We start from the raw sequence: 20,322 nt of genomic DNA on the forward strand, positions 1-20,322 counted from the left end.
CACGCGCCCAAGACACCGCGTGGTTGCGCCTTTGCGCCCGGGACGGCCCGCCCTAGCTGCCACGATAGGTGGAATACCCATAGGGCGACAGCAGAAGTGGCACGTGGTAATGTGCCTCTTCTGACATGCCGAAACGCAGAGGCACCTCGTCCAGAAACAGCGGCTCTTGCGTCACTTGCCCCGTGGCACGCAGATAATCACCCGCGCAAAAGACCAGTTCATAGGTGCCGGTCTTGAATTTGACTTCTGGCAGGATCGGTGCATCGGTGCGCCCGTCCGCATTGGTCGTCGACTCGGCAATCTTGCGATGGGAATTTCCCGACACCCGGTAAAGCATAATTCGGATGCCCTCGGCGGGACAGCCTTTGGCGGTATCAAGCACGTGGGTCGTCAGATATCCGGACATTCGAGCGTCTCTTTTCGATCATTTTCGGTGTCGTGCTGCCGAGGGTGACGCAGACTCAGGGCCGTGGCAAATCAATGTTTTCAAAGAAACCGTCGGCGCCCGCGGGATAAGCGCGGCCATGCACTGAATTCCATCTACACGGGACATGCCCAAAACGAAGCGCGCAACGACGCAGAGGACGAGTCTCGGCTACCGTTACCAAGGCCGAGAATTATTCAGGCATGCCGCACAATTAGCGGGCATTTCTCAGCCATCCCAACCAGTGCGTCAATCTGAACAGGGGCGTTTGGCACAGCGTTCTTGCGCCCGCCGAAAAGCCCGGAAAGTTCAAATTGTTCGATCGGATCGGCGATGACGCCAATCTGCAAGAACGCTGGTTCGACGGCTTCGAAACCGCCGAGACAGTCACCATAGGGAACCCGACCGTCAAAGAAGCGGGTCCCGACACACAGTCACTCGGAGGGACAAGATGGCTGACACTTCAATCGGGACCGCAGAGCAACTGCGCGATCCAAACTTTACGCCACCCCTGGCCAAAGCGGTGCCTCTGGGCATCCAGCACGTTCTGGCCATGTTCGTCGCCAACGTGACACCGGCGATCATCATCGCGGGCGCTGCCGGCTTTGGCTTTGGCTCGGATCAGGGCGCGCTGGGGTTTCCGGACATGACCTACATGATCCAGATGTCCATGCTGTTCGCAGGCATCGCGACGCTGTTCCAGACCATTGGTTTTGGTCCGGTGGGCGCGCGTCTGCCCATCGTTCAGGGCACGTCGTTCGCGTTCATCCCGGTGATGATCCCTGCAGTCGCCGGACAAGGCACCGACGGCATGGCTGGGCTGATGACCGGCGTTGTCATCGGCGGCATTTTCCACTTCACGCTGGGTACGGTGATTGGCAAGATCCGGTTTGCCTTGCCGCCGCTGGTCACGGGCCTGATCGTTCTGATGATCGGTCTGGCGCTGATCAAGGTTGGCATCCTATATGCTGCGGGCGGTGTGCCGCTGATCGGAAAGCCCGAGTATGGCGCGCTTGCCATGTGGTTCCCAGCGCTTGTGGTGATCATTGTCACGCTGGCACTGAAGTTCTTCGCCAAGGGGATGCTCAGCGTCGCCGCTGTCTTGGTCGGCATCGTCGTCGGCTATATCGTCGCCTTCACGATGGGTCAGGTGAACCTTGGCAACATCGCCCGAGCAGCGGTCTTTGAAGTGCCCGCGCCCTTCAAATGGGGTTTCCAGTTCAACAGCGCCATCATCATTGGCATGTGCTTCATGGCTGTCATCTCGGCGATTGAAACCGTTGGCGACACCTCGGGCATCACCAAGGGCGGCGCGGGCCGCGAGGCAACCGACAATGAGATCACCGGCGCGACCTTTGCCGACGGTTTGGGCACCGCGATTGCGGGCATTTTCGGCGGGCTTCCCAACACCTCGTTCAGCCAGAACGTCGGCCTGATCTCGATGACCGGGATCATGAGCCGCCACGTCGTGACCATCGGGGCGATCTTCTTGATCATCTGCGGACTGATGCCGATGGTCGGCGCGGTGATCCGCACGGTTCCCATCAACGTGCTGGGCGGCGGTGTGATCGTGATGTTCGGCATGGTGGCCGCTGCTGGCGTGAACATGCTGTCAGACGTGGACTGGAACCGCCGCAACATGGTGATCTTTGCGATCTCCCTGTCCGTTGGTCTGGGCCTTCAGCTTGAACCCGGCGCGCTTCAACACCTGCCCAGGACGGCGCAGATCTTGTTGACCTCGGGCCTTCTGCCCTCGGCGCTGCTGTCCGTGGTGCTGAACCTGATCCTGCCCGAGGATCTCGACGCCGACTAAGGCTTGATCCTTGCAGGAAAAGCAATGGCGGCGTCCCTTTGGGGCGCCGTTTTCCGTTTCAGAACGCCTTACCACGTCCCGACCCTGTTGTAACAAAGGACATGTCAGGTGTCGGCCAACTTCACCACTCGCCATTGCCAATCCGTCACATTCTTTTTATTGAATGTTTGTGCATCACAAGGTATTCTTCCATGCAATCGGGCCGATGCCCGCCAAAACATAGGAGCAAAAGAATGACCCTCGACCGTGCCGTATTCGCCTTTGCCGGTGTAATGACCCTTCTCAGCGTGCTGCTGACAGTTTTTGTCCATCCGCTGTGGATATGGTTCACCGTCTTCATCGGTGTGAACCTGCTGCAATCCGCTTTTTCCGGTTTCTGCCCGGCGGCGACGATTTTCAAAAAACTGGGCGTGAAAGAGGGCTGCGCGTTCAAATAACCCGGTTCGGGTCGGGTTGGATCTTCCGATTGTCGCACAGCGACGGCGTTCTTGGCGGACAGTCCAAACGCCTAGGGCATCCCGACTTGGGATAGCCTCCCTGGACCGAGACGGGCGGGCAATGCATGTTTCCCGAATTTAATGGAGAGAAGAGCGCCCGGGCGGGGGAGACCCCGGGCGCCCGACGGTGCTTCACCCGAGGTGATGCACCTCTTGAAGGCCGTAGACGGGTGTATCCAGCCCTTCCATCCGCGCCTTCAGTTGTAATGCCAGATACAGCGAATAGTGCCGCGACTGGTGCAAGTTGCCGCCGTGGAACCACAGGTTTTCCTGCTGGGTCGGCTTCCACATGTTGCGCTGCTCGCCTTCCCACGGGCCCGGATCCTTGGTGGTGTCCGAACCAAGTCCCCAGACCTTGCCGACCTTGTCCGCGACGTCCTGACTGATCAGATCAGCTGCCCAGCCGTTCATCGACCCGTAGCCGGTGGCCATGACCACAAGATCCGCCTCCAACCGCGTGCCGTCAGCCAGAACCACGGCGTCTTCTTCAAAGTGGTCCATCTGCCCGCGCACCAGCTTTACCTTGCCGTCGATGATCAGTTGCGACGCGCCCACGTCGATGTAATAGCCCGAACCGCGCCGCAGGTACTTCATGAACAGACCCGAGCCATCGTCGCCCCAGTCCAGTTCGAAACCGGCCTTTTCCAGCCCGGCATAAAAGTCGGCATCACGCTCTCGCATCTGGTCATAAAGCGGGATCTGGAATTCATGCATGATGCGGTAAGGCAGCGAGGCAAAGATCATATCCGCCTTCTCGGTGGTCATGCCCGCCGCCACGGCCTGTTCCGAGTACAGCCCGCCAAGACCGATATCCATCAAGGTGTCTGACCGCACAATATGTGTCGAGGATCGCTGCACCATCGTCACGTCGGCATCATGCTCCCAAAGCGCGGCACAGATATCATGAGCCGAGTTGTTGGAGCCGATGACAACCACCTTCTTTCCGGCCCAGGCGTCAGGTCCGTCATGCTGGGACGAATGCTGGATGGTGCCCTTGAAACTGCCTTCGCCGGGGAAATGCGGGATGTTGGCCTTGCCCGACATACCGGTGGCCAGCACCAGTTGCTTGGGCTTCAGAACCACCCTTTCGCCGTCGCGGTTGACCTCGACGGTCCATTCGCCGGACGCCTCGTCAAAGCTGGCCTTGGTGACTTCGGAGCGGGTCCAGTAGTTCAGCTCCATCACCTTGGTGTACATCTCAAGCCAGTCACCGATCTTGTCCTTCGGCGCAAAGACCGGCCAGTTGTCCGGGAACTTGATGTAAGGCAGATGGTCGTACCAGACCGGGTCATGCAGGCAGAGCGACTTGTAGCGCTTGCGCCAGCTGTCGCCGGGGCGGTCGTTCTTTTCCACGATGATCGTCGGCACGCCAAGCTGGCGCAGCCGTGCGCCAAGGGCAATGCCGCCCTGCCCGCCGCCGATGATCACGGTATAGGGCTGAGTGTCATAGCCAAGCGTCTCGGCTTCGACTTCGCGTTCTTCCTTCCACGACAGCCGGTTCTTGCCGGCGCCATGTTTGGCCCCCATCGGTCGCCGGTCGCCTTTGTTCTCCTCAAACCCCTTCAGTTCTTGCAGAGCGGTCAGCAGCGTCCAGATCTTGTCGTCGCGCAGCCGCATCAGACCCCAGCCACGTCCCACATTCGTCTCGAAGGTGATCCAGGCGGTGATGACGCCGCCATCCTCTGACGGAACCTCGCCGTCCTGAATCGAGAAACTGCCGGGTTTGACATGAGACCGCTGGCTGGTCAGCATCTCGGCAACCTGATCCGGCCCCTCGACCGTCTTCAGGTTCCAGGTAAAGGCCACTAGGTCGCGCCAGTAGCAATCAGTGGCGAACAGCGCCTTGACCTTGTCGACGTCGCCGCTGGCAAAGGCCTCGTTCAGTCTGTCCAACACTTCTTGGGTTCGCGTGGTGACCGTTGAATCAAGCATAGCGTCTCCTCCTCTATCGCATGCAATCGGGGCGAGTATCTGGCCAGAGAGGCTGGCACGGCCATTGGAAATTCGATGTCCTACGACCTTTGACAGTGCGCCGCAGCGCAGCACGTTGCGCGCGCAACAGCGCGCAACACGTCAGCTTGGAGGCCGCAGCCCGGCCTTGCGCATTCGCCGCAGCACCGTCGAGCGATTGACCCCAAGCCGCCGCGCCGTTTGGGCCATATTCCACCCGCAGGCGTCCAACACCTCTTCCAGGTTGGGCTCGGGTCTGGCTTCGGTTCCGGCGTCAGCAGGGGGCGGAAGATCGGGCAGGTCGATCACCGGACCGTCACTCAGCGCCAGCGCCACGTCCAGCACCTGCTCCAACTCGCGCAGGTTGCCCGGCCAGGATCGCCCGACCAACTCGGCCCGCGCCGAGGGCGACAGCCGACCATCATCCGGGGCACGGCGACGGAACAGCCGTTCAATCAACCAAGCCAGATCTTGTCGTTGCCGCAATGGCGGCATGGCGAGCGTGGCGCCTGCCAGTCGGTGAAACAGCGGACTGGGGAAATCACCTTTGCGGCTGAGCGCGCCCAGATCGGCACAACTGGTCACGATGGGCCGCAGGTGCGCGTTCTGGTCGAGAACCGAGGCAAGTATGCGCCGGGTTTCGGTCGGCAATTCCTCGATCCGCCGAAGCAATAGCGTGGTGCACTGCTGGGTTTCGGAGATCCGCCGCAAAAACGGCTCGGGCATCAGCCCCGCGCAATCGAGCGAGACAAACCGCTCGGCTTTGCCAGTTGTATGGATCGCGCGTGCCAGCCGGGTTTTCCCTGAACCCGTTTCGCCGGTAATCAGCAAAGGGATCGTTGTCCGCGACAGCTTTTCCGCCTGCGCCAAAAGCACCGTCATCGCCGGATCGGGCCCCGCCAGACCGGCCAAAGCGCCGCCCTTGCTGCGGGCAATCATCGGCGCACTGACACGCGGCGTTTGCGGCGCGATGGCATGGCCGAACAGCGCCCCGCCATCACGCATCTGAACCACACGATCCTCGGTGGGCCGATCGCGCATCAAGCACGTAAGATCATCAACCGTCAGATCCAGAACCTCGTCGATCCGCCGTCCCAGAACCGGCCCGCCATCGCCAAACAGGCGCTGCGCTGCGCGGGTAAACCCGATGACCCGGCCCGATCCGTCCAGCGTCACCGCCGCTTCGGGATCGACATCAAGGAACTCAGGGCTGGAGGACAGGCGCAGCACCCAGTCACGTCGGCTTTCGGCCATGAGGTTCGCCATCTCGACCCGCCGCGCCGAGGCGGTGACAAGGCTCATCGCAAGGCTCTGGCTGGATTTCGGCGAGGGCGAGCGCAAAAGCGAAATGTCCAGCACCGCCGCCAGCTTGCCGAGGCTGTCATAGATCGGCGCCGAGGTGCAGGACAGGGCCGTATGGGCGTTGCCGAAATGGTCGTCCTGATGGATGGTCACCGGCTCTCCCGTCACGATGCAAGACCCGACACCGCAAGTCCCGGCAAGGCTCTCGGACCAGTCCGAGCCAAGGTACAGGCCGGATTGGCGCAACTCGTCCTCGAATCTTGGGTCACCAAAGAAATCGACGCAGATGCCTTTGGCATCCGCCAGCAGCAGCACATAGTTCTGACCGGCCACCTGCCGGAACAGGTTTTGCAGACCTGACCGCGCGGCAGAGATCATCCATTCTGCCTGCTTGCGGTGTTCGCGCAGTTCCGCGTCTGTCACGATATGGGCCGGTTCATTGCGCATCGGGTCCATGCCGTACAGCTCGACGCAGCGCCGCCACGACGCAGAAACCTGGCTGTCGCGCCCAGTGGCCCGCCCCTCCAAGACGCGCTCAATTTCTTCGACGTGTCCTCGCTCGGTCATGGCAACATGTCCCGACTCCCCCGTACTCCACCGACTCCAGCCTAGCACGGAAACGTGCAGGCAGACTGTGCGACTTTCGCAGAAGATGTGATCAAACATCTGCCACGCCGCCGCCAGATCATCACTTATTGGCGGATTTGCTGCTGTCACCGCGATACCAAGTTGTAGATTCCCCGGCTTCGGGGTACGACGCGCAAAACTTGGAATGGAAAGCGATACACGATGAGGATGCGAGACACCTTTATCAAACCCATGCACCCCGAGGGGCGCAAGTTTGTCGCGATATTCGCTGCCATTACTGTTGGGCTGTTCCTGCTGTCCTCCTTTCTGGGGTGGATCGGCGTCGGGCTGACCGTCTGGTGCTATTACTTCTTCCGCGACCCCAAGCGCGTGACGCCCATTGCCGACGGGCTGGTCATCAGCCCCGCCGATGGTGTCGTTTCGCTGATTGAAAAGGCGGTTCCCCCGGCCGAGCTGGGCATGTCGGATAAGGCCCTGACACGCGTCAGCGTCTTCATGAGCGTCTTTAATTGCCACGTGAACCGCGCGCCAGTCGCGGGCACGATCAAGGCAATCGCCTATCGCCCCGGCAAATTCTTCAATGCCTCGCTGGACAAGGCAAGCTCGGATAACGAGCGCAACAGCCTGTGCATCGAGATGGCCGACGGGCGCCAGATCGCCGTGGTGCAGATTGCCGGGCTTGTCGCCCGTCGCATCGTCTGTTTCGTCTCGGAAGGTCAGGCGATTGAAACCGGCGGACGGTTTGGCCTGATCCGCTTTGGATCGCGGCTGGATGTCTATCTGCCCGACGGCGTGCAGCCAATGGTCAGCCTCGGCCAGACCATGATCGCGGGCGAAACCGTGCTGGCCGATCTGACATCGGACGCCCCCGCCCGCCTTGGACGGACAGACTGACCCATGGGCGAAACCTCTCCGGAAAAAACGAGCAAACTGCCGATCATAAACCTGCTGCCGAACATGCTGACGATTGCTGCGATCTGCGCAGGTCTGACAGCGATCCGGTTTGGCTATCAGGGGGATTTTGAATCCGCAGTGCGGCTGGTGCTTCTGGCGGGAATTCTGGATGGGCTGGACGGGCGGCTTGCGCGGCTTCTGCGCTGCCAAAGTTCGGTCGGAGCCGAGCTGGATTCGCTGGCTGATTTTCTCAATTTCGGGGTCGCGCCGGGGCTTATCCTGCACGCCTGGGCGCTTCAGGACTTTAGCCGCGCGGGATGGATTGCCGTTCTGGCCTATACGATCTGTTGCGTGCTGCGTCTGGCCCGGTTCAACGTCAACAGCCGGTTGGAAACCAAGGAAAGCAACGATTTCTTTGTCGGCGTGCCGTCCCCTGCGGGGGCCATGCTGGCCATGTTGCCGATGTATGTGGCGTTCCTGTTCCCCGAAATGGCACCGGTGCCGCCCGCCTTCGTCGCCGCCTACATCTTTGTCGTCGGCCTGTTGATGATCAGCCGCGTTCCGACCTATTCGTTCAAGAACTTTTCCATCCGTCGGGATACTGCACGCTACCTCATCCTTGGCGCGGTGCTGCTGGCCTCGGCTTTGTTCACCTACCTTTGGGCGACCTTGGTCATCATCACCTTAGCCTATATCAGCGGGTTGTTCTTTGCATTCTGGACGTCCCGCAAAGCCTCGAAATAGGACGGTTCACGGTTTGGACATAGAAGCTGTCAAGACTTCCTACGCGCGTTGGGCTCCGATTTACGACCGGACCTTTGGCGCCGCGACCAAGGCAGGCCGTAGACGTGTGGTCAGCTATATCAACGACTGGTCGGGACCGAAGGTATTGGAAGTCGGGGTCGGCACAGGATTGTCCCTGCCACACTATCGGGCCGATCTTTTCGTTACCGGCATCGATTTCAGCGAAGAGATGCTGCGCAAAGCCAGTTCCCGGGTGCAAGAACTGGATCTTGGCCATGTCGCGGCTTTGGAACAGATGGACGCGCGGCATCTTGGCTTTGACGACAACACCTTTGACACGGTGGCAGCGATGCACATCGTCTCGGTCGTCCCCGAGCCCGAGCGCGTGGTCGCCGAAATGGCGCGGGTGTGCAAACCGGGCGGCAGGATCGTCATATCCAACCACTTCGCCAGAGAAACCGGAGCGCTTGCGGTGATCGAGAAACTCTCGGCGCCTTTCGCCAATATCTTGGGGTGGCATTCGGATTTCGACATCCGCACTGTTCTGGGTCAGCCCAACCTTGAGATCGTAGAGAAAGACAGGCTGCCCCCTATGGGCATGATGACCTTTCTCGTGCTTGAAAAAACCTGATCCAAGCAAGGCCGCAAGCCCAGCGCCAGCCGACACGGCGGGTTTTCTGCCCCGAGCCTTCAGCAAGCCGGGCCACGGTGTAAAACATCACGCCCGGCTTCGGAAACCCGGGTCATTCATTTTAGTTTTACTATTTGATCTAGGTTAAAGCTGCCTCAGCGGGCATAGCATTACGAATATATTCAAGCATCCGAATGCCAAAATTTCCTTTTGGGTAGGCCCTATTGGGGTCCCGATTTCGGCTGCAAGAAACGAACATAACGACGAGGGCTAACATGTGTGCCGATCAAGTTGTAAACACCAATCCAACGTTCACTTCGAGCCATACTTTCAGTACCGATGACATCACCGGGACATTCGATGGTCTGACGCAGGGAACAGTCGGCGTAGGCGAAACGCCGGTCATCGATTTCAGCGCAACCCCGATGGTGACCAAGGAAGGCGTCGAACTTTATCCGATCAACAGTGAATTCGGCTTTATAGTCGACGATTTCAACGGCGCCGTACCAAAAGATTTCGTGGACAACCCCGAATATGAAGAGGGCTACGCCGGTGATCTGAAGGGCGTGGGCGGAGAGCAGGTCGGATTGGTCATTTCCGACGCCCCGACCGACGTTTTCATGACCCCTGCTCTTTTGGGCACATGGTTGATGGGCATCGGCGGCAGCTTTGTCAAAGCCTCGACCGAGCACTATTCGGTCATGCAGTCCATTCTCTCGGATCAGGCCTATCCCGGCGATCCGCTTGCGGAATATCCGCTGGACGACGACCTTATCGTTATCGGTGGCCAATATGACGGCATGCGGGTGGCGGATGTCATCCCGATTGTCGGCGACGTCAACGGAGACGGCTTTGCCGATATCAAGGACGTGCTGACAGCCAACGAAAGCACGATCGACGAAAACATTGCCGTAAGCAGTGATTATTCCGTGACGCTCAAGGATGACGGTAAGCTGCTGTATCGCTGGGGTAACGCGGTCAAAAAGCCGAATGACGTGCGGATCGAGGCCAGCCTGGATCTGCCCGACGAATGGACGCAACCCGACGCACAAGACCCCGATCTGATGCCGCTTTACCGGGTGACTGCTGCGGAACTCGTGGTGAACCACACCGTCACAAATAACCCGAACGACCAGATTCGCCCCGAAGATTACGAGAACGAAAGCGCCATCGGTCAATTGCCGACCTATGAGGTTCTCCCGGATGGCAAGTGGGTCTCGACCGATGACTACTATGCGGGCGATGGCACTTTTTACCCCGCGGGCACGGTTCTGAAAGATCCGGCGCTGGCAGCGGCGGCACAAACGTCGGATCTGGCCGCAATCGGAGCACTGTCTTCGGACCTGGCGCAGGGCTATACGGCCGCTTGGTACACCACCATGGACCGCGAGCCCTTTGAGGCTGCCCTGGACGACAACGGCGAGTATATCGTCGGACCGCGCTGGCGGCTCCAGACCGACAAATACGGTCAGGACCTGCCCAGCGTGACCATTCCGCTCGACCCTTCGCTGCCGCCCCCTCCGACACAGGATGAGGTCAAGTACAATGTCGGCGACGACACAACGACAGTGATCAACTTGCTGGATTGGGCGCTGCCGATCTCGCCACTGTCGTTGAGCGCGGGGTACCAGAACCTGTCCGGGACGGTCTCCGTGAACGGCCTGAACATGACGGACGGCTTCGACGTGGCCTTCTACATCAAGGGCGACATCAAACCCGCCACGATCTATGACACCCAACTGATCATGACCTACGAACAGTTGACGATCTACGATGCGGGCGCGGCGATCGCTGGCACCGCCGAAAGCGACTATCTGGTGGGTCAGGGCAACAACAGCTTTACCGGCGGCGCGGGCGAAGACCTGTTCGTTCTGTCCTACGGTGTCTCGGACGAATGGACCGAGATTCAGGCCAGCACCGTGACCGACTTTGAGGTTGGCACAGACACGTTGGGGATCATCGATTTTGACATCAACGAACTCAACTTCTCCGAACTGGTCCAACAGGCAATTGTCGGTGGCAATCTTGAGGTGTCGGTCGGAGGCATCCTGATTGCGACGCTGACGGGCGTGACGGAAGTGCTGGATTACACCGACTTCATCTTCCTCGACCGCTCGCTGGACCAAACGCTGGTGGGCACCGTCGACGACAACTACCTTGTGGGAGATCAGTTCGACAATGTCATCCTTGGCGGTGACGGCAACGATACGCTTCTGGGTCTGGCAGGCGACGACCAACTGTTCGGCGAAGCGGGCGACGACTCGCTGGTTGGCGGCAATGGTAACGACACGCTGAATGGCGGCCTTGGAAGCGACACGCTGGAAGGCGGCGATGGCACTGACGCTGTGTCCTACATGGATGCAGCAGGGCCGGTTGGTGTGGGCCTTGACGGTAGTGTCAACTGGGGCGCCGCCACGGGCGATATCATCACTGATGTCGAGAATGTCCTGGGCAGCAACTTCGACGACACCATCACCGGGAACGACAGCGACAACCTATTGTACGGCTCTGGCGGCAACGACACGATCTATGCGCTTGACGGCGCCGACACAGTAGTTGGCGGCGAGGGCGACGATGAGTTGTATGGCCAGGATGGCAACGACATCCTCATGGGGGGCCTCGGGGCTGACACCATTGCTGGCGGGACAGGCGACGACACCGTCAGCTACGAAGATGCCTCCACTGCGGCTGGTGTCCGTCTGGATGGCGGTGTCAACTGGGGCGCGGCCACGGGCGACGTCATCAGTGAAACCGAAAATGCCACTGGCGGCTTCTGGGGCGATACCTTGATCGGCAACATCGGCGGCAATATCCTTGTCGGTGGGATCGGTTGGGACACCATTTGGGGCGTTGCCGGCAATGACACCCTGTTGGGTGAACGGGGCAACGACAACCTTTATGGCGGCAGCGGCAACGACCTCATGATCGGCGGTCTGGGCGCGGATGTCATGATCGGCGGCAACGGTGTCGACACCGCAAGCTACGCGGACGAGGCATCAAGCGTCGGTGTCCGTCTTGATGGCGGTGCCAACTGGGGCGCAGCCACGGGCGATACCATCACCGAGACCGAGAACCTGATCGGCAGCGCCTTTGACGACACGTTGGTCGGATCCATGAGCACCAACCTGCTGGAGGCCGGAGACGGCAATGACACCGTCTACAGTCTTGCTGGCAATGACACGGTCAATGGCGGCGCTGGCGACGATATGCTTTATGGTCAGGGCGGTAGCGATACGTTTGTCTTCGACGATGCCTTCGGAAACGATGTGATCGCGGATTTCAACGCGATCGACACCAACGAAAAGATCGATCTCTCGTCGCTGTCCACCATTTCCAGTTATTCCGACATGACCAGCACAGGCCAGCTGTATCAGGTCGGGGCCGACGTGATCATCAACGATTTCTCTGGCAATACGATCACGCTGATGAACGTCCAAATCACCGATCTGGACGCGACCGACTTCATCTTCTGATTGGTCACATATCGTTCAAACGGGCATCAACTTTGGTTGGTGCCCGTTTTCCTTCAAGGGGCCGCGCATCGGAAACAGCTATCTTCTTTTGCCCGCTTTGCTAGGCTGACTTGATAGAAATGGGAGGATCCAAAATGAAACATCTGCTGACAACTGCGGCCCTGCTGATGGCCACGCAGGCCTACGCCGAAGGCGTCACGCATCACGTGGCCGTGCATGTCGATCAAAACGACCCGCAGGTCATCAACATGGCTCTGAACAATGTTCAGAACGTCACCAATTATTACGAATCCCAAGGCGATAGCGTCGTCGTCGAAGTCGTCGCCTACGGCCCCGGGCTGAGTATGCTGGTCAAAGAAACAAGCCCCGTCGCGGACCGGATCAGCACCATGAGCCTTGAGATGGAAAACCTGACCTTTGCGGCCTGCGGCAACACTCACGCCGCGATGTCAAAGAAAAAGGGCGCCGAGGTCGCCTTGCTGGACGAAGCGCAGATCACCCCTTCGGGCGTGGTGCGCCTGATCGAGCTACAGGAACAAGGCTACGCCTATATCCGGCCCTGACAAACTCTCTGTGTCGCCACAGGCCCCTGGCCCAATGGCGACACAGACTGACTCCTGCGCTCAAAGCTGACCCGCGGGATCATAGACATCTACTTCAACCACTTCGCTCTCTTCGGGCGGGCTGGTGCGAAACTTGGGATATTCGCTCAACATGGCGGATTCCTGCCGTTTGAGATATCTCAGAAGCTGCGCCAGAGTTGGGTTTGCCGCCTCAATATAGGCTTTTGTCTGGGCCATTGCCTGCTTTTGGCGACTGACAGGCACATGCGTCAAAGTACGTGGCGTCTCCCAGCGTGGACCGCCCAGCCAGACCGCGGCAAACATCAATTTCGCCGTCAGCCCCTCGGCCCCGCCGACAACCAGTCCGTCATAAAACATCTTGTGAACGTCTTCCCACTCGGCCTGATGGTACATCAAACCAGTCTCGTTCCCGATCCCGCAATAGGCATCATGCATAGCAGCGGCATTGATGAATTCCTCGCTCGTGGGATCGCCAACGATCGAGACGAATATCAGGGGGATCGAGGCACCGTCGGTCAGCGTTCTGCTGGGCGCGGTCCAGGTTACTTTCCGGGCATCAACAAAGTTCAGTTGTTCGGCGGTCGGGAAAAACTTGTAGGGGCGTTTGGCGATGGTCACCGGCTGGGGCAACACCCGCAGAGGGGCCTTGTCAAAACTGCAACCAGAGCCCGAATAACGGTCGCAACTGACGACCGGGGCGTCCATGTTCCGGGCCTTTTGAATGACGTCGGACGGGGCACAGGCAGCAAGCCCGAGCAAGATGGCCGACAGAACAGCAATACGTGTCATGATAAATCCATTCATCTCAAATAATGGCGCAAAAATAGCGGCAGGACGCTTCGCCAATCAAGTTTTTCCGTCGATTTGCCCCTGCTGCGGCCGTCAGATGATGCAGATCAAGGCACACATATTGCATTTTCAATATGTGTAGTGAAACCTACAGACAGGAGGTTTCAATGCTGCGACTGGCCGGAATTTTGTATTCTCTTATCTCCACAACCCTTGCGGGTACCGCCATTATTGCGGTGCTCGTTGCCGGGTACGGCACCTTGATGCCAATCCTCTGGGCAGCGGCTGCGGGCTTTGTCATCTCGGGGCCTGTGGCTTGGGTCGTGGCAAAAAAGCTTTATAATTGAGCGATTAAGCCCTTGGCGCAGGCCTCGACCATGGTCAACGTGCCGTCAAAGTCCCGCGTGTAGTAGGGGTCGGGCACCGCGTCCGTATGCAGTTCAGGCGCATAGTCGGTGAACAGCTTCAGCGTCGCGTCAGACTGCGGCGGGCGCATGCGTTGTAACGTACGCAGGTTGTCCGCATCCATCGCCAAAATCAGATCGAAGCGTTGAAAATCCTCAGCGGCGATCATTCGCGCGCGCTGCCCGGACAGGTCATAGCCGCGCGCGGCGGCAGTGCGTTGCATCGGCCCGTAAGGCGATTCGCCCACATGCCATGGTCCGGTGCCCGCGCTGTCCAGCGTCAGGTCCAGTCCCTGCGCCTCGGCCATTTGGCGCACCACGCCTTCGGCGCTCGGAGAGCGGCAGATATTGCCCAGACAGACGAAAAGGATACGTTGGGTCATACCTCCGAAGTAGCCTTCGGGATCAACCAGAGCAAGGGGGCCAAGATGGCAGGAAAAATCGTTATCCTGACTGGAGCCGGGCTGTCGGCGGAAAGCGGGCTAGGCACCTTTCGTGATGAAGGCGGGCTGTGGTCTCAGCACCGGATCGAGGATGTCGCCACCCCAGAAGGATTTGCCCGCGATCCGCAATTGGTCCATGATTTTTACAACGCGCGCCGGGTGCAAGCCGCACAGGCCACCCCCAATCCGGCACATGACGCCTTGGCGCAGCTGCAGCGGGCGTGGTCCGGCGATGTGGTCATTGTGACCCAAAACGTTGACAGACTGCACGAAAGGGCTGGGGCCAGCGCACTCCACATGCACGGAGAGCTGGCGCGCGCCCTTTGTGCCGCTTGTGGGGCCCGCTGGGATGCAGCGCCCAGGATGTCACCCGAGTCCCCCTGCCCCAGCTGCGGCGCCCTTGCGACGCGCCCTGACGTGGTCTGGTTCGGAGAGATGCCCTACCACATGGACGAGATCGCGGATCACCTGAACAGTTGCACGATCTTCGCCGCGATCGGCACCTCCGGGCAGGTCTATCCCGCCGCAGGATTTGTGCAAGAGGCCCGCTCTACCGGAGCGGAAACAGTCGAGCTGAACCTCGAAATGACCGAGATTTCACGCACCTTCGACAGCCGCCACATCGGCCCCGCCAGCAAGGTGGTTCCGGCGTGGGTGGACAGTCTTCTGACATGAAAACGCCCGGGGCCCAAGAACCAGGCCACCGGGCGCCAAGAGTTTAGGGGCGGGATTGCCCCGTCGCGGGCTTAGCTGTCGCTGGGCATGCCATGTTGCATCATCTGACCATTGCCTTGGCCCATGCCGCCATGCATCGGCTGACGCTCCAAATCGACGGGGATCTCAACGTCGATCTCGCCAGCTTTTTCAAAGACCAGCGTCACTTTGACGGTCTCGCCCTGCTCAAGTGACTGGTTCAGACCCATGAACATGACGTGATCGCCGCCACGGGCCAGCGCATGTTCGCCCATCGCCGGGATGACAAAGCCCTCTTCCACGTGAATCATACGCATCACGCCCTCGCCGTTTGCGATATGGGTGTGCAGTTCCACCTTGGCCGCAATGTCGGACCGTGCGTCAATCAGCCGGTCATCTTCGGCGCTGTCGTTGGCGATCACCATGAAGGCCGCGCCAGTCTTGGCGCCCGGCATCGACGAACGGGCATAGGGATCGCTGACCGTGATGTCGGCAAGCGCGGGGGTGGCGACGGCCAGTGCCAGAGCACCAGCAAGAATCGTTTGGAATTTCATGACGTTTCCTTCCTAGGACGTGCCCGGGCAACTCTGGCCGCAAAGCAACGCGATATGTTTGATGTGATGTTGAAATCAGACAGGAAACGGCGGAGCCCGCGCATGCGCGGCAGGCGCATCGCGGTCAAGCCCGCGAATGGCCGACAGATCGCGCGGCAGTAGCACCCATAGCGATTCAGGAACAACCGGGACAAAGTCGCCCCCGACCGCCACGAACAGCGACAGCGCAACGTCAGGGCAAAGATGCGGGGTGCTCTGGGTCGGCTGGCCGTCCGAATCGACCGCCACCGCGACCACTGTCTGCCCAAGGCAGATCACCATCGTCCCCACGGCTGGCGACGCTCCGCGCGCCACGGCCACCTGCACCGACGTGAGGGCCAAAAGCGCGGCCAGGGCAAGCCCGACCCATCTGCGTGACGACGTGATCATGACGCCAATCTATGAACATATTCAAGCATCGCAAAGCGACAAAAGGAAACAGCCCCGGACCTTGCGGGCCGAGGCTGTAAATCCGTCCGGATCACATGGTTCAGGCGGTAGCCTGTGCCTTTGCGATCTCTTTCTTGACCTTCAGAGCGCGGTCCGAAAGCTCAACATCCTTGGCTTTGGCCAGGAACTTGTCCAGCCCGCCACGGTGATCGACCGAGCGCAGCGCATGCGCCGAGATGCGCAGCTTGATGCCACGACCCAGCGTTTCGGACTGCAGCGTCACATCGTTCAGGTTCGGCAGAAAACGACGCCGAGTCCTGTTGTTGGCGTGGCTGACATTGTTGCCAACCATCGGGCCCTTACCGGTCAGTTCGCAAACACGCGACATAGGTCTATCCTCATCCTTTGGGCGTAACCACGCGAATCGCACGTTCCGCCAATATCAAAGGGCGCCACCACGGCGCCCGGAATCTCGTTCGGTGGTCTTTAGGCAGATGAGCCCCGCGCGTCAAGGCCTATCCCAAGTGTTTGGCAGCCAAACGCGCTCATATCATCAGGTATTCGCGCATCAGTTGATCGGCCGCCGCCGTCGCGCTCAGATCGCCGTTCTCGACCTGCCCTGCCAGCGCCGTCATGGCGCCTTTAACCGGCTCCCGCTTGAGCCGCGCCAAAAGGGCCTCGCGCACCTCGGCTTCGAACCAATAGCGCGCCTGCGCCGCACGGCGGGCCTCGAAATGGCCCTGCGCGTTGCGCCAGTCCGACAGAGACGTCATTTCCTCCCAGGCTTTGTCCAACCCGTTTTCTTCGATCGCGGAAACCGTCAACGCCTTGGGAAAGCCCTCGGGATCCTGAGGCCGCTTGCGCAAAAGCCTGAGCGCCCCGGCATAATCGGCACAGGTCCGCATCGCCGTCATCTTCAGATCGCCATCTGCTTTGTTGACCAGCAGAATGTCGGCCATCTCCATGATGCCGCGCTTGACCCCTTGCAATTCGTCGCCGCCCGCGGGCGCCAGCAGCAGCAGGAAAAGGTCGGACATTTCCGCCACCATGGTTTCGGACTGGCCAACCCCGACAGTTTCGATCAGCACCACGTCAAAGCCAGCGGCTTCGCACAGGTCAATCGCTTCGCGGGTACGGCGGGCCACACCGCCCAGCTGCGATTGCGAGGGCGACGGGCGGATAAAGGCCTTAGGATCCCGCGCCAGACGCTCCATCCGCGTCTTGTCGCCCAGGATAGAGCCGCCTGACCGCGCCGAACTCGGGTCTACCGCCAATACCGCAACCTTCAGGCCCCTGCCCGTCAGCATACAGCCAAAGGCCTCGATAAAGGTCGATTTCCCGACGCCGGGGGTGCCAGACAAGCCAACCCGCAAGGCCACCCGCCCATGGCCACGCAACCGTTCGAGAAGCTCGGCAGCTTGTGCGCGATGATCCTCGCGCCCGCTTTCAACCAAGGTGATGGCACGGGCCAGAGCGCGCCGCTCTCCCGCCAGAATGCGCTGAGACAGGTCTTGAATATCCATGCAGCTTCATCCCCCGCAGCCCCGGAAAAGTCCAGACCATGACCGGGATCGAAGCTTTAAATATATCCGGGTCACGACAGACCACAGGCGCAATTGTGGCGCTGGCCAAAAGCCATGGATTTTCCCATAAGGCAAAGCATGAGCAAAACCGTCCTGCCGATCGAAGACGCCCTGCCCGAGCTGATCGCCGCCCTGCGCGCGCGTGGCCACGCCGTGCTGCAAGCGCCCCCCGGCGCAGGCAAGACAACCCGCGTGCCGCTGGCCATGCTCGAAGCCGGATTGACCAAAGGCCGCATCGTCATGCTGGAACCGCGCCGCCTTGCCGCGCGCGCCGCTGCGGCCCGCATGGCCGAAACTCTGGGCGAACAGCCGGGCGAAACCGTTGGCTACCGCATCCGCGGCGAGGCCAGGATCAGCCAGAAAACCCGCATCGAAGTCGTGACTGAGGGCATCCTGACCCGGATGATCCAGTCAGACGCCGAATTGCCCGGCATCGGCGCAGTCCTGTTTGACGAATTCCATGAACGCTCTCTGAATGCCGATCTTGGCCTAGCGCTGTGCCTTGAGGTTACGGGTGCCTTGCGCGACGATCTGCTGTTGCTGGCCATGTCCGCGACGCTGGACGCCCAGCCCGTGGCCGATCTGATGCAAGCGCCGATTGTCACCTCGCAAGGGCGCAGCTTTCCGGTCGAGACACGCTGGCTGGACAAACCTCTGCCGAAACGCCAGCGCTTTGAACAGGCGATGACGGACCTGATTGCACAAGCCTACGGTGAAACCGACGGCGGCGTGTTGGCCTTTCTTCCCGGCGAGGGCGAAATTCGGCGGGTTGAGGCCGCGCTGAAAGGGCGGCTGGACACCAGTGCCGCGATCCGCCCGCTATTCGGGGCCATGCCTTTTGACGCCCAGCGCGCCGCCATTCGCCCTGAAAGTAAGGGACGCAAGGTTGTTCTGGCGACGTCGATTGCCGAAACCTCGCTGACAATCGAGGACATCCGTGTGGTCGTTGACGGCGGTAAGGCCCGCCGCGCCCGCTTTGATCCCGGTTCAGGCATGTCCCGGCTGGTGACCGAACGCGTCACCCGCGCCGAAGCCACGCAACGTGCAGGTCGGGCTGGCCGCGTGGCCCCGGGTGTCGCCTATCGGCTCTGGACCAAGGGTGAAGAAGGCGCGCTAAACCCCTATCCACCGGCGGAAATCGAGGCTGCCGATCTGTCAGCCCTGGCGTTGGAACTGGCGCTTTGGGGCGCAAGCCCTGCGCAATTGCCCTTTCTCACGCAGCCGAACGAGGGCGCCTTTGGCGAAGCGCAGGCGCTGCTCAGGATGTTGGGCGCATTGGATGCGCATAATGGGATCACCGCCCATGGGCGCGCCCTGGCCCGCCTTCCGCTGCATCCGCGGCTTGGCCATATGCTGCAAATCGCAGGGCCAAAAGCCGCGAAACTCGCCGCACTCTTGTCGGAACGCGATCCGCTCACAGGGGCGCCCACAGATCTGACACTCAGGCTTGAGGCCTTGCGCGATTTGCGGCGATTTTCCGAGACCCGCCCTTATGGCGCCAACCGCGGCGTGATAGAGCGCATCAAGATTGAGGCGAAACGCCTTGAGAAAACGTTAAAATCTGGCACGTCGGATCTTGAACCAGCCGAAATGGCCGCGCTGGCCTATCCGGATCGGATCGGCCTGCGCCGCAAGGGCGACACCCCTCGGTTCCAGCTGTCCGGCGGCAAAGGCGCTGTGCTGGACGAAGGCGATACGCTGGCAGGCGCCCGGTTGATCGTGGTGACAGACACCGACGGCAACCCGCGCGAGGCCCGCATCCGGCAGGCGATCCAAATCAGCGAAGGCGAACTGCGCGGTCTTTATGCCGATCAGATTGCCTGGCATGACATTTGCGAATGGTCCAGACGCGACCGCCGGGTGATTGCCCGCCAACAAGAGCGGTTTGGCGCGATTGCATTGGATGACCGCATCTGGAAGGACGCCCCGGACGAGGCTGTCGCCCGCGCGATGCTGGACGGCGTACGCGACCTTGGGCTGAGCTTTCCGGACCCGGCGCGGCGGTTTCTGGCCCGTGTGGCGATTGGTCGGACTGCGGGTCTGGATCTGCCCGACATGTCACCCGATGCCCTTTTGGCAATGCTGGAAGACTGGCTCTTGCCCTATCTTTCAGGTGTCAAGACCAGCGCGGACTGGAAACGCTTCAACATTCTCCCGGCTCTGCGGGCGCGACTTGACTGGGGGCAGACGCAGGCGCTGGATGTCTCGGTTCCGGGCGCTTTCACCACGCCCCTGGGGCGACAAATCCCCATCGACTATTCCGGCGATCACCCCGAGATTTCCTTGCGCCTGCAAGAGATGTTCGGCCAGCGCAGCCATCCGATGGTCGGCGCGACCCCGTTGAAGGTCACGCTTTTGTCCCCGGCGCAGCGCCCGGTGCAGACCACCATGGACCTGCCGGGGTTCTGGAAAGGGTCTTACGCGGATGTGCGCAAGGACATGCGCGCGCGCTATCCGCGCCACCCTTGGCCCGAAGACCCGCGAGAGGCTGACCCGACCCTGCGCGCCAAGCGCCGAGGGGAATAGG

At 60.6% G+C, this 20,322-nt stretch carries 19 protein-coding genes and 1 pseudogene; 11 read left to right on the forward strand and 9 right to left on the reverse strand.

The genetic code is table 11. The annotated features are described in order from the left end of the window. Nucleotides 1–52: 52 nt before the first annotated feature. Nucleotides 53–406, reverse strand: a complete 354-nt coding sequence (gene uraH / locus ACOYQJ_RS04395; RefSeq protein ID WP_422904788.1) for a hydroxyisourate hydrolase — start codon at nucleotides 404–406, stop codon at nucleotides 53–55. 248 nt (nucleotides 407–654) lie between these two features. On the opposite strand from uraH, the pseudogene ACOYQJ_RS04400 reads away from it, so the two are divergent. From ACOYQJ_RS04400 to ACOYQJ_RS04410, 3 genes and pseudogenes are all read left to right on the forward strand, one after another. Further along, nucleotides 655–996 (forward strand): annotated as a pseudogene (locus ACOYQJ_RS04400) (ureidoglycolate lyase); the annotation flags it as partial. After that, nucleotides 936–2,237: a uracil-xanthine permease family protein gene (locus tag ACOYQJ_RS04405; RefSeq protein WP_422904882.1), complete on the forward strand. Its 1,302-nt coding sequence runs from the start codon at nucleotides 936–938 to the stop codon at nucleotides 2,235–2,237. The pseudogene ACOYQJ_RS04400 and the gene ACOYQJ_RS04405, both read left to right, overlap by 61 nt. A 233-nt stretch (nucleotides 2,238–2,470) precedes the next feature. Then, nucleotides 2,471–2,674 (forward strand): YgaP family membrane protein, encoded by a 204-nt coding sequence (locus ACOYQJ_RS04410; RefSeq protein ID WP_422904789.1) that lies wholly within the window; start codon nucleotides 2,471–2,473, stop codon nucleotides 2,672–2,674. Nucleotides 2,675–2,866: 192 nt separating this feature from the next. Here the strand turns inward: ACOYQJ_RS04410 and ACOYQJ_RS04415 are convergent, their stop codons facing one another. Continuing rightward, nucleotides 2,867–4,666 carry an NAD(P)/FAD-dependent oxidoreductase gene (locus ACOYQJ_RS04415; RefSeq protein WP_422904790.1) on the reverse strand — a complete coding sequence of 600 codons (1,800 nt, stop codon included), beginning with the start codon at nucleotides 4,664–4,666 and terminating at the stop codon, nucleotides 2,867–2,869. Between the two features lie 141 nt (nucleotides 4,667–4,807). Continuing rightward, entirely contained in the window at nucleotides 4,808–6,553 is a 1,746-nt protein-coding gene (locus ACOYQJ_RS04420; protein ID WP_422904791.1) for a sigma-54-dependent Fis family transcriptional regulator, read from the reverse strand. Nucleotides 6,554–6,721: 168 nt separating this feature from the next. On the opposite strand from ACOYQJ_RS04420, the gene ACOYQJ_RS04425 reads away from it, so the two are divergent. The 5 genes from ACOYQJ_RS04425 to ACOYQJ_RS04445 all read left to right on the forward strand — a co-directional run bounded on the left by ACOYQJ_RS04425 (nucleotide 6,722) and on the right by ACOYQJ_RS04445 (nucleotide 12,879). Further along, nucleotides 6,722–7,468 (forward strand): phosphatidylserine decarboxylase, encoded by a 747-nt coding sequence (locus ACOYQJ_RS04425; RefSeq protein WP_422904883.1) that lies wholly within the window; start codon nucleotides 6,722–6,724, stop codon nucleotides 7,466–7,468. A 3-nt stretch (nucleotides 7,469–7,471) separates the two neighbouring features. Beyond that, nucleotides 7,472–8,212 carry a CDP-diacylglycerol--serine O-phosphatidyltransferase gene (gene pssA / locus ACOYQJ_RS04430; protein WP_422904792.1) on the forward strand — a complete coding sequence of 247 codons (741 nt, stop codon included), beginning with the start codon at nucleotides 7,472–7,474 and terminating at the stop codon, nucleotides 8,210–8,212. Between the two features lie 13 nt (nucleotides 8,213–8,225). Further along, nucleotides 8,226–8,843 (forward strand): class I SAM-dependent methyltransferase, encoded by a 618-nt coding sequence (locus ACOYQJ_RS04435; RefSeq protein WP_422904793.1) that lies wholly within the window; start codon nucleotides 8,226–8,228, stop codon nucleotides 8,841–8,843. Nucleotides 8,844–9,118: 275 nt separating this feature from the next. Beyond that, nucleotides 9,119–12,316, forward strand: a complete 3,198-nt coding sequence (locus ACOYQJ_RS04440) for a calcium-binding protein (RefSeq protein ID WP_422904794.1) — start codon at nucleotides 9,119–9,121, stop codon at nucleotides 12,314–12,316. Nucleotides 12,317–12,450: 134 nt separating this feature from the next. Further along, nucleotides 12,451–12,879 (forward strand): DsrE family protein, encoded by a 429-nt coding sequence (locus ACOYQJ_RS04445; RefSeq protein ID WP_422904795.1) that lies wholly within the window; start codon nucleotides 12,451–12,453, stop codon nucleotides 12,877–12,879. A 60-nt stretch (nucleotides 12,880–12,939) separates the two neighbouring features. Here the strand turns inward: ACOYQJ_RS04445 and ACOYQJ_RS04450 are convergent, their stop codons facing one another. Then, nucleotides 12,940–13,689 (reverse strand): DUF1353 domain-containing protein, encoded by a 750-nt coding sequence (locus tag ACOYQJ_RS04450; RefSeq protein WP_422904796.1) that lies wholly within the window; start codon nucleotides 13,687–13,689, stop codon nucleotides 12,940–12,942. Nucleotides 13,690–13,856: 167 nt separating this feature from the next. Between ACOYQJ_RS04450 and ACOYQJ_RS04455 the strand changes: the two genes are divergently transcribed. Continuing rightward, complete coding sequence (locus tag ACOYQJ_RS04455) at nucleotides 13,857–14,036, forward strand: CTP synthetase (protein WP_422904797.1); 180 nt, start codon at nucleotides 13,857–13,859, stop codon at nucleotides 14,034–14,036. Here ACOYQJ_RS04455 and ACOYQJ_RS04460 read toward each other — a convergent pair. Next, nucleotides 14,027–14,476, reverse strand: coding sequence for a low molecular weight protein-tyrosine-phosphatase (locus tag ACOYQJ_RS04460; RefSeq protein ID WP_422904798.1), 450 nt, complete (start codon nucleotides 14,474–14,476; stop codon nucleotides 14,027–14,029). The two genes, ACOYQJ_RS04455 and ACOYQJ_RS04460, sit on opposite strands and share 10 nt — an antisense overlap. A 45-nt stretch (nucleotides 14,477–14,521) precedes the next feature. On the opposite strand from ACOYQJ_RS04460, the gene ACOYQJ_RS04465 reads away from it, so the two are divergent. Then, nucleotides 14,522–15,211 carry an NAD-dependent deacylase gene (locus tag ACOYQJ_RS04465; RefSeq protein WP_422904799.1) on the forward strand — a complete coding sequence of 230 codons (690 nt, stop codon included), beginning with the start codon at nucleotides 14,522–14,524 and terminating at the stop codon, nucleotides 15,209–15,211. 71 nt (nucleotides 15,212–15,282) lie between these two features. On the opposite strand, the gene ACOYQJ_RS04470 is transcribed toward ACOYQJ_RS04465, so the two are convergent. From ACOYQJ_RS04470 to meaB, 4 genes are all read right to left on the reverse strand, one after another. After that, complete coding sequence (locus ACOYQJ_RS04470; protein ID WP_422904800.1) at nucleotides 15,283–15,783, reverse strand: copper chaperone PCu(A)C; 501 nt, start codon at nucleotides 15,781–15,783, stop codon at nucleotides 15,283–15,285. Nucleotides 15,784–15,858: 75 nt separating this feature from the next. Beyond that, on the reverse strand, nucleotides 15,859–16,212 hold the full coding sequence (locus ACOYQJ_RS04475) for a hypothetical protein (protein ID WP_422904801.1): 354 nt from the start codon (nucleotides 16,210–16,212) through the stop codon (nucleotides 15,859–15,861). A 100-nt stretch (nucleotides 16,213–16,312) separates the two neighbouring features. Beyond that, on the reverse strand, nucleotides 16,313–16,600 hold the full coding sequence (gene rpmB, locus ACOYQJ_RS04480) for a 50S ribosomal protein L28 (RefSeq protein ID WP_422904802.1): 288 nt from the start codon (nucleotides 16,598–16,600) through the stop codon (nucleotides 16,313–16,315). Nucleotides 16,601–16,757: 157 nt separating this feature from the next. Further along, complete coding sequence (meaB, locus tag ACOYQJ_RS04485) at nucleotides 16,758–17,735, reverse strand: methylmalonyl Co-A mutase-associated GTPase MeaB (RefSeq protein WP_422904803.1); 978 nt, start codon at nucleotides 17,733–17,735, stop codon at nucleotides 16,758–16,760. 138 nt (nucleotides 17,736–17,873) lie between these two features. On the opposite strand from meaB, the gene hrpB reads away from it, so the two are divergent. After that, nucleotides 17,874–20,321, forward strand: a complete 2,448-nt coding sequence (gene hrpB, locus ACOYQJ_RS04490; protein ID WP_422904804.1) for an ATP-dependent helicase HrpB — start codon at nucleotides 17,874–17,876, stop codon at nucleotides 20,319–20,321. Nucleotide 20,322: the final 1 nt, after the last annotated feature.

The sequence above is a fragment of the Pacificoceanicola algae genome (genome assembly GCF_049341065.1).
Classification (GTDB): Bacteria; Pseudomonadota; Alphaproteobacteria; order Rhodobacterales; family Rhodobacteraceae; genus Pacificoceanicola.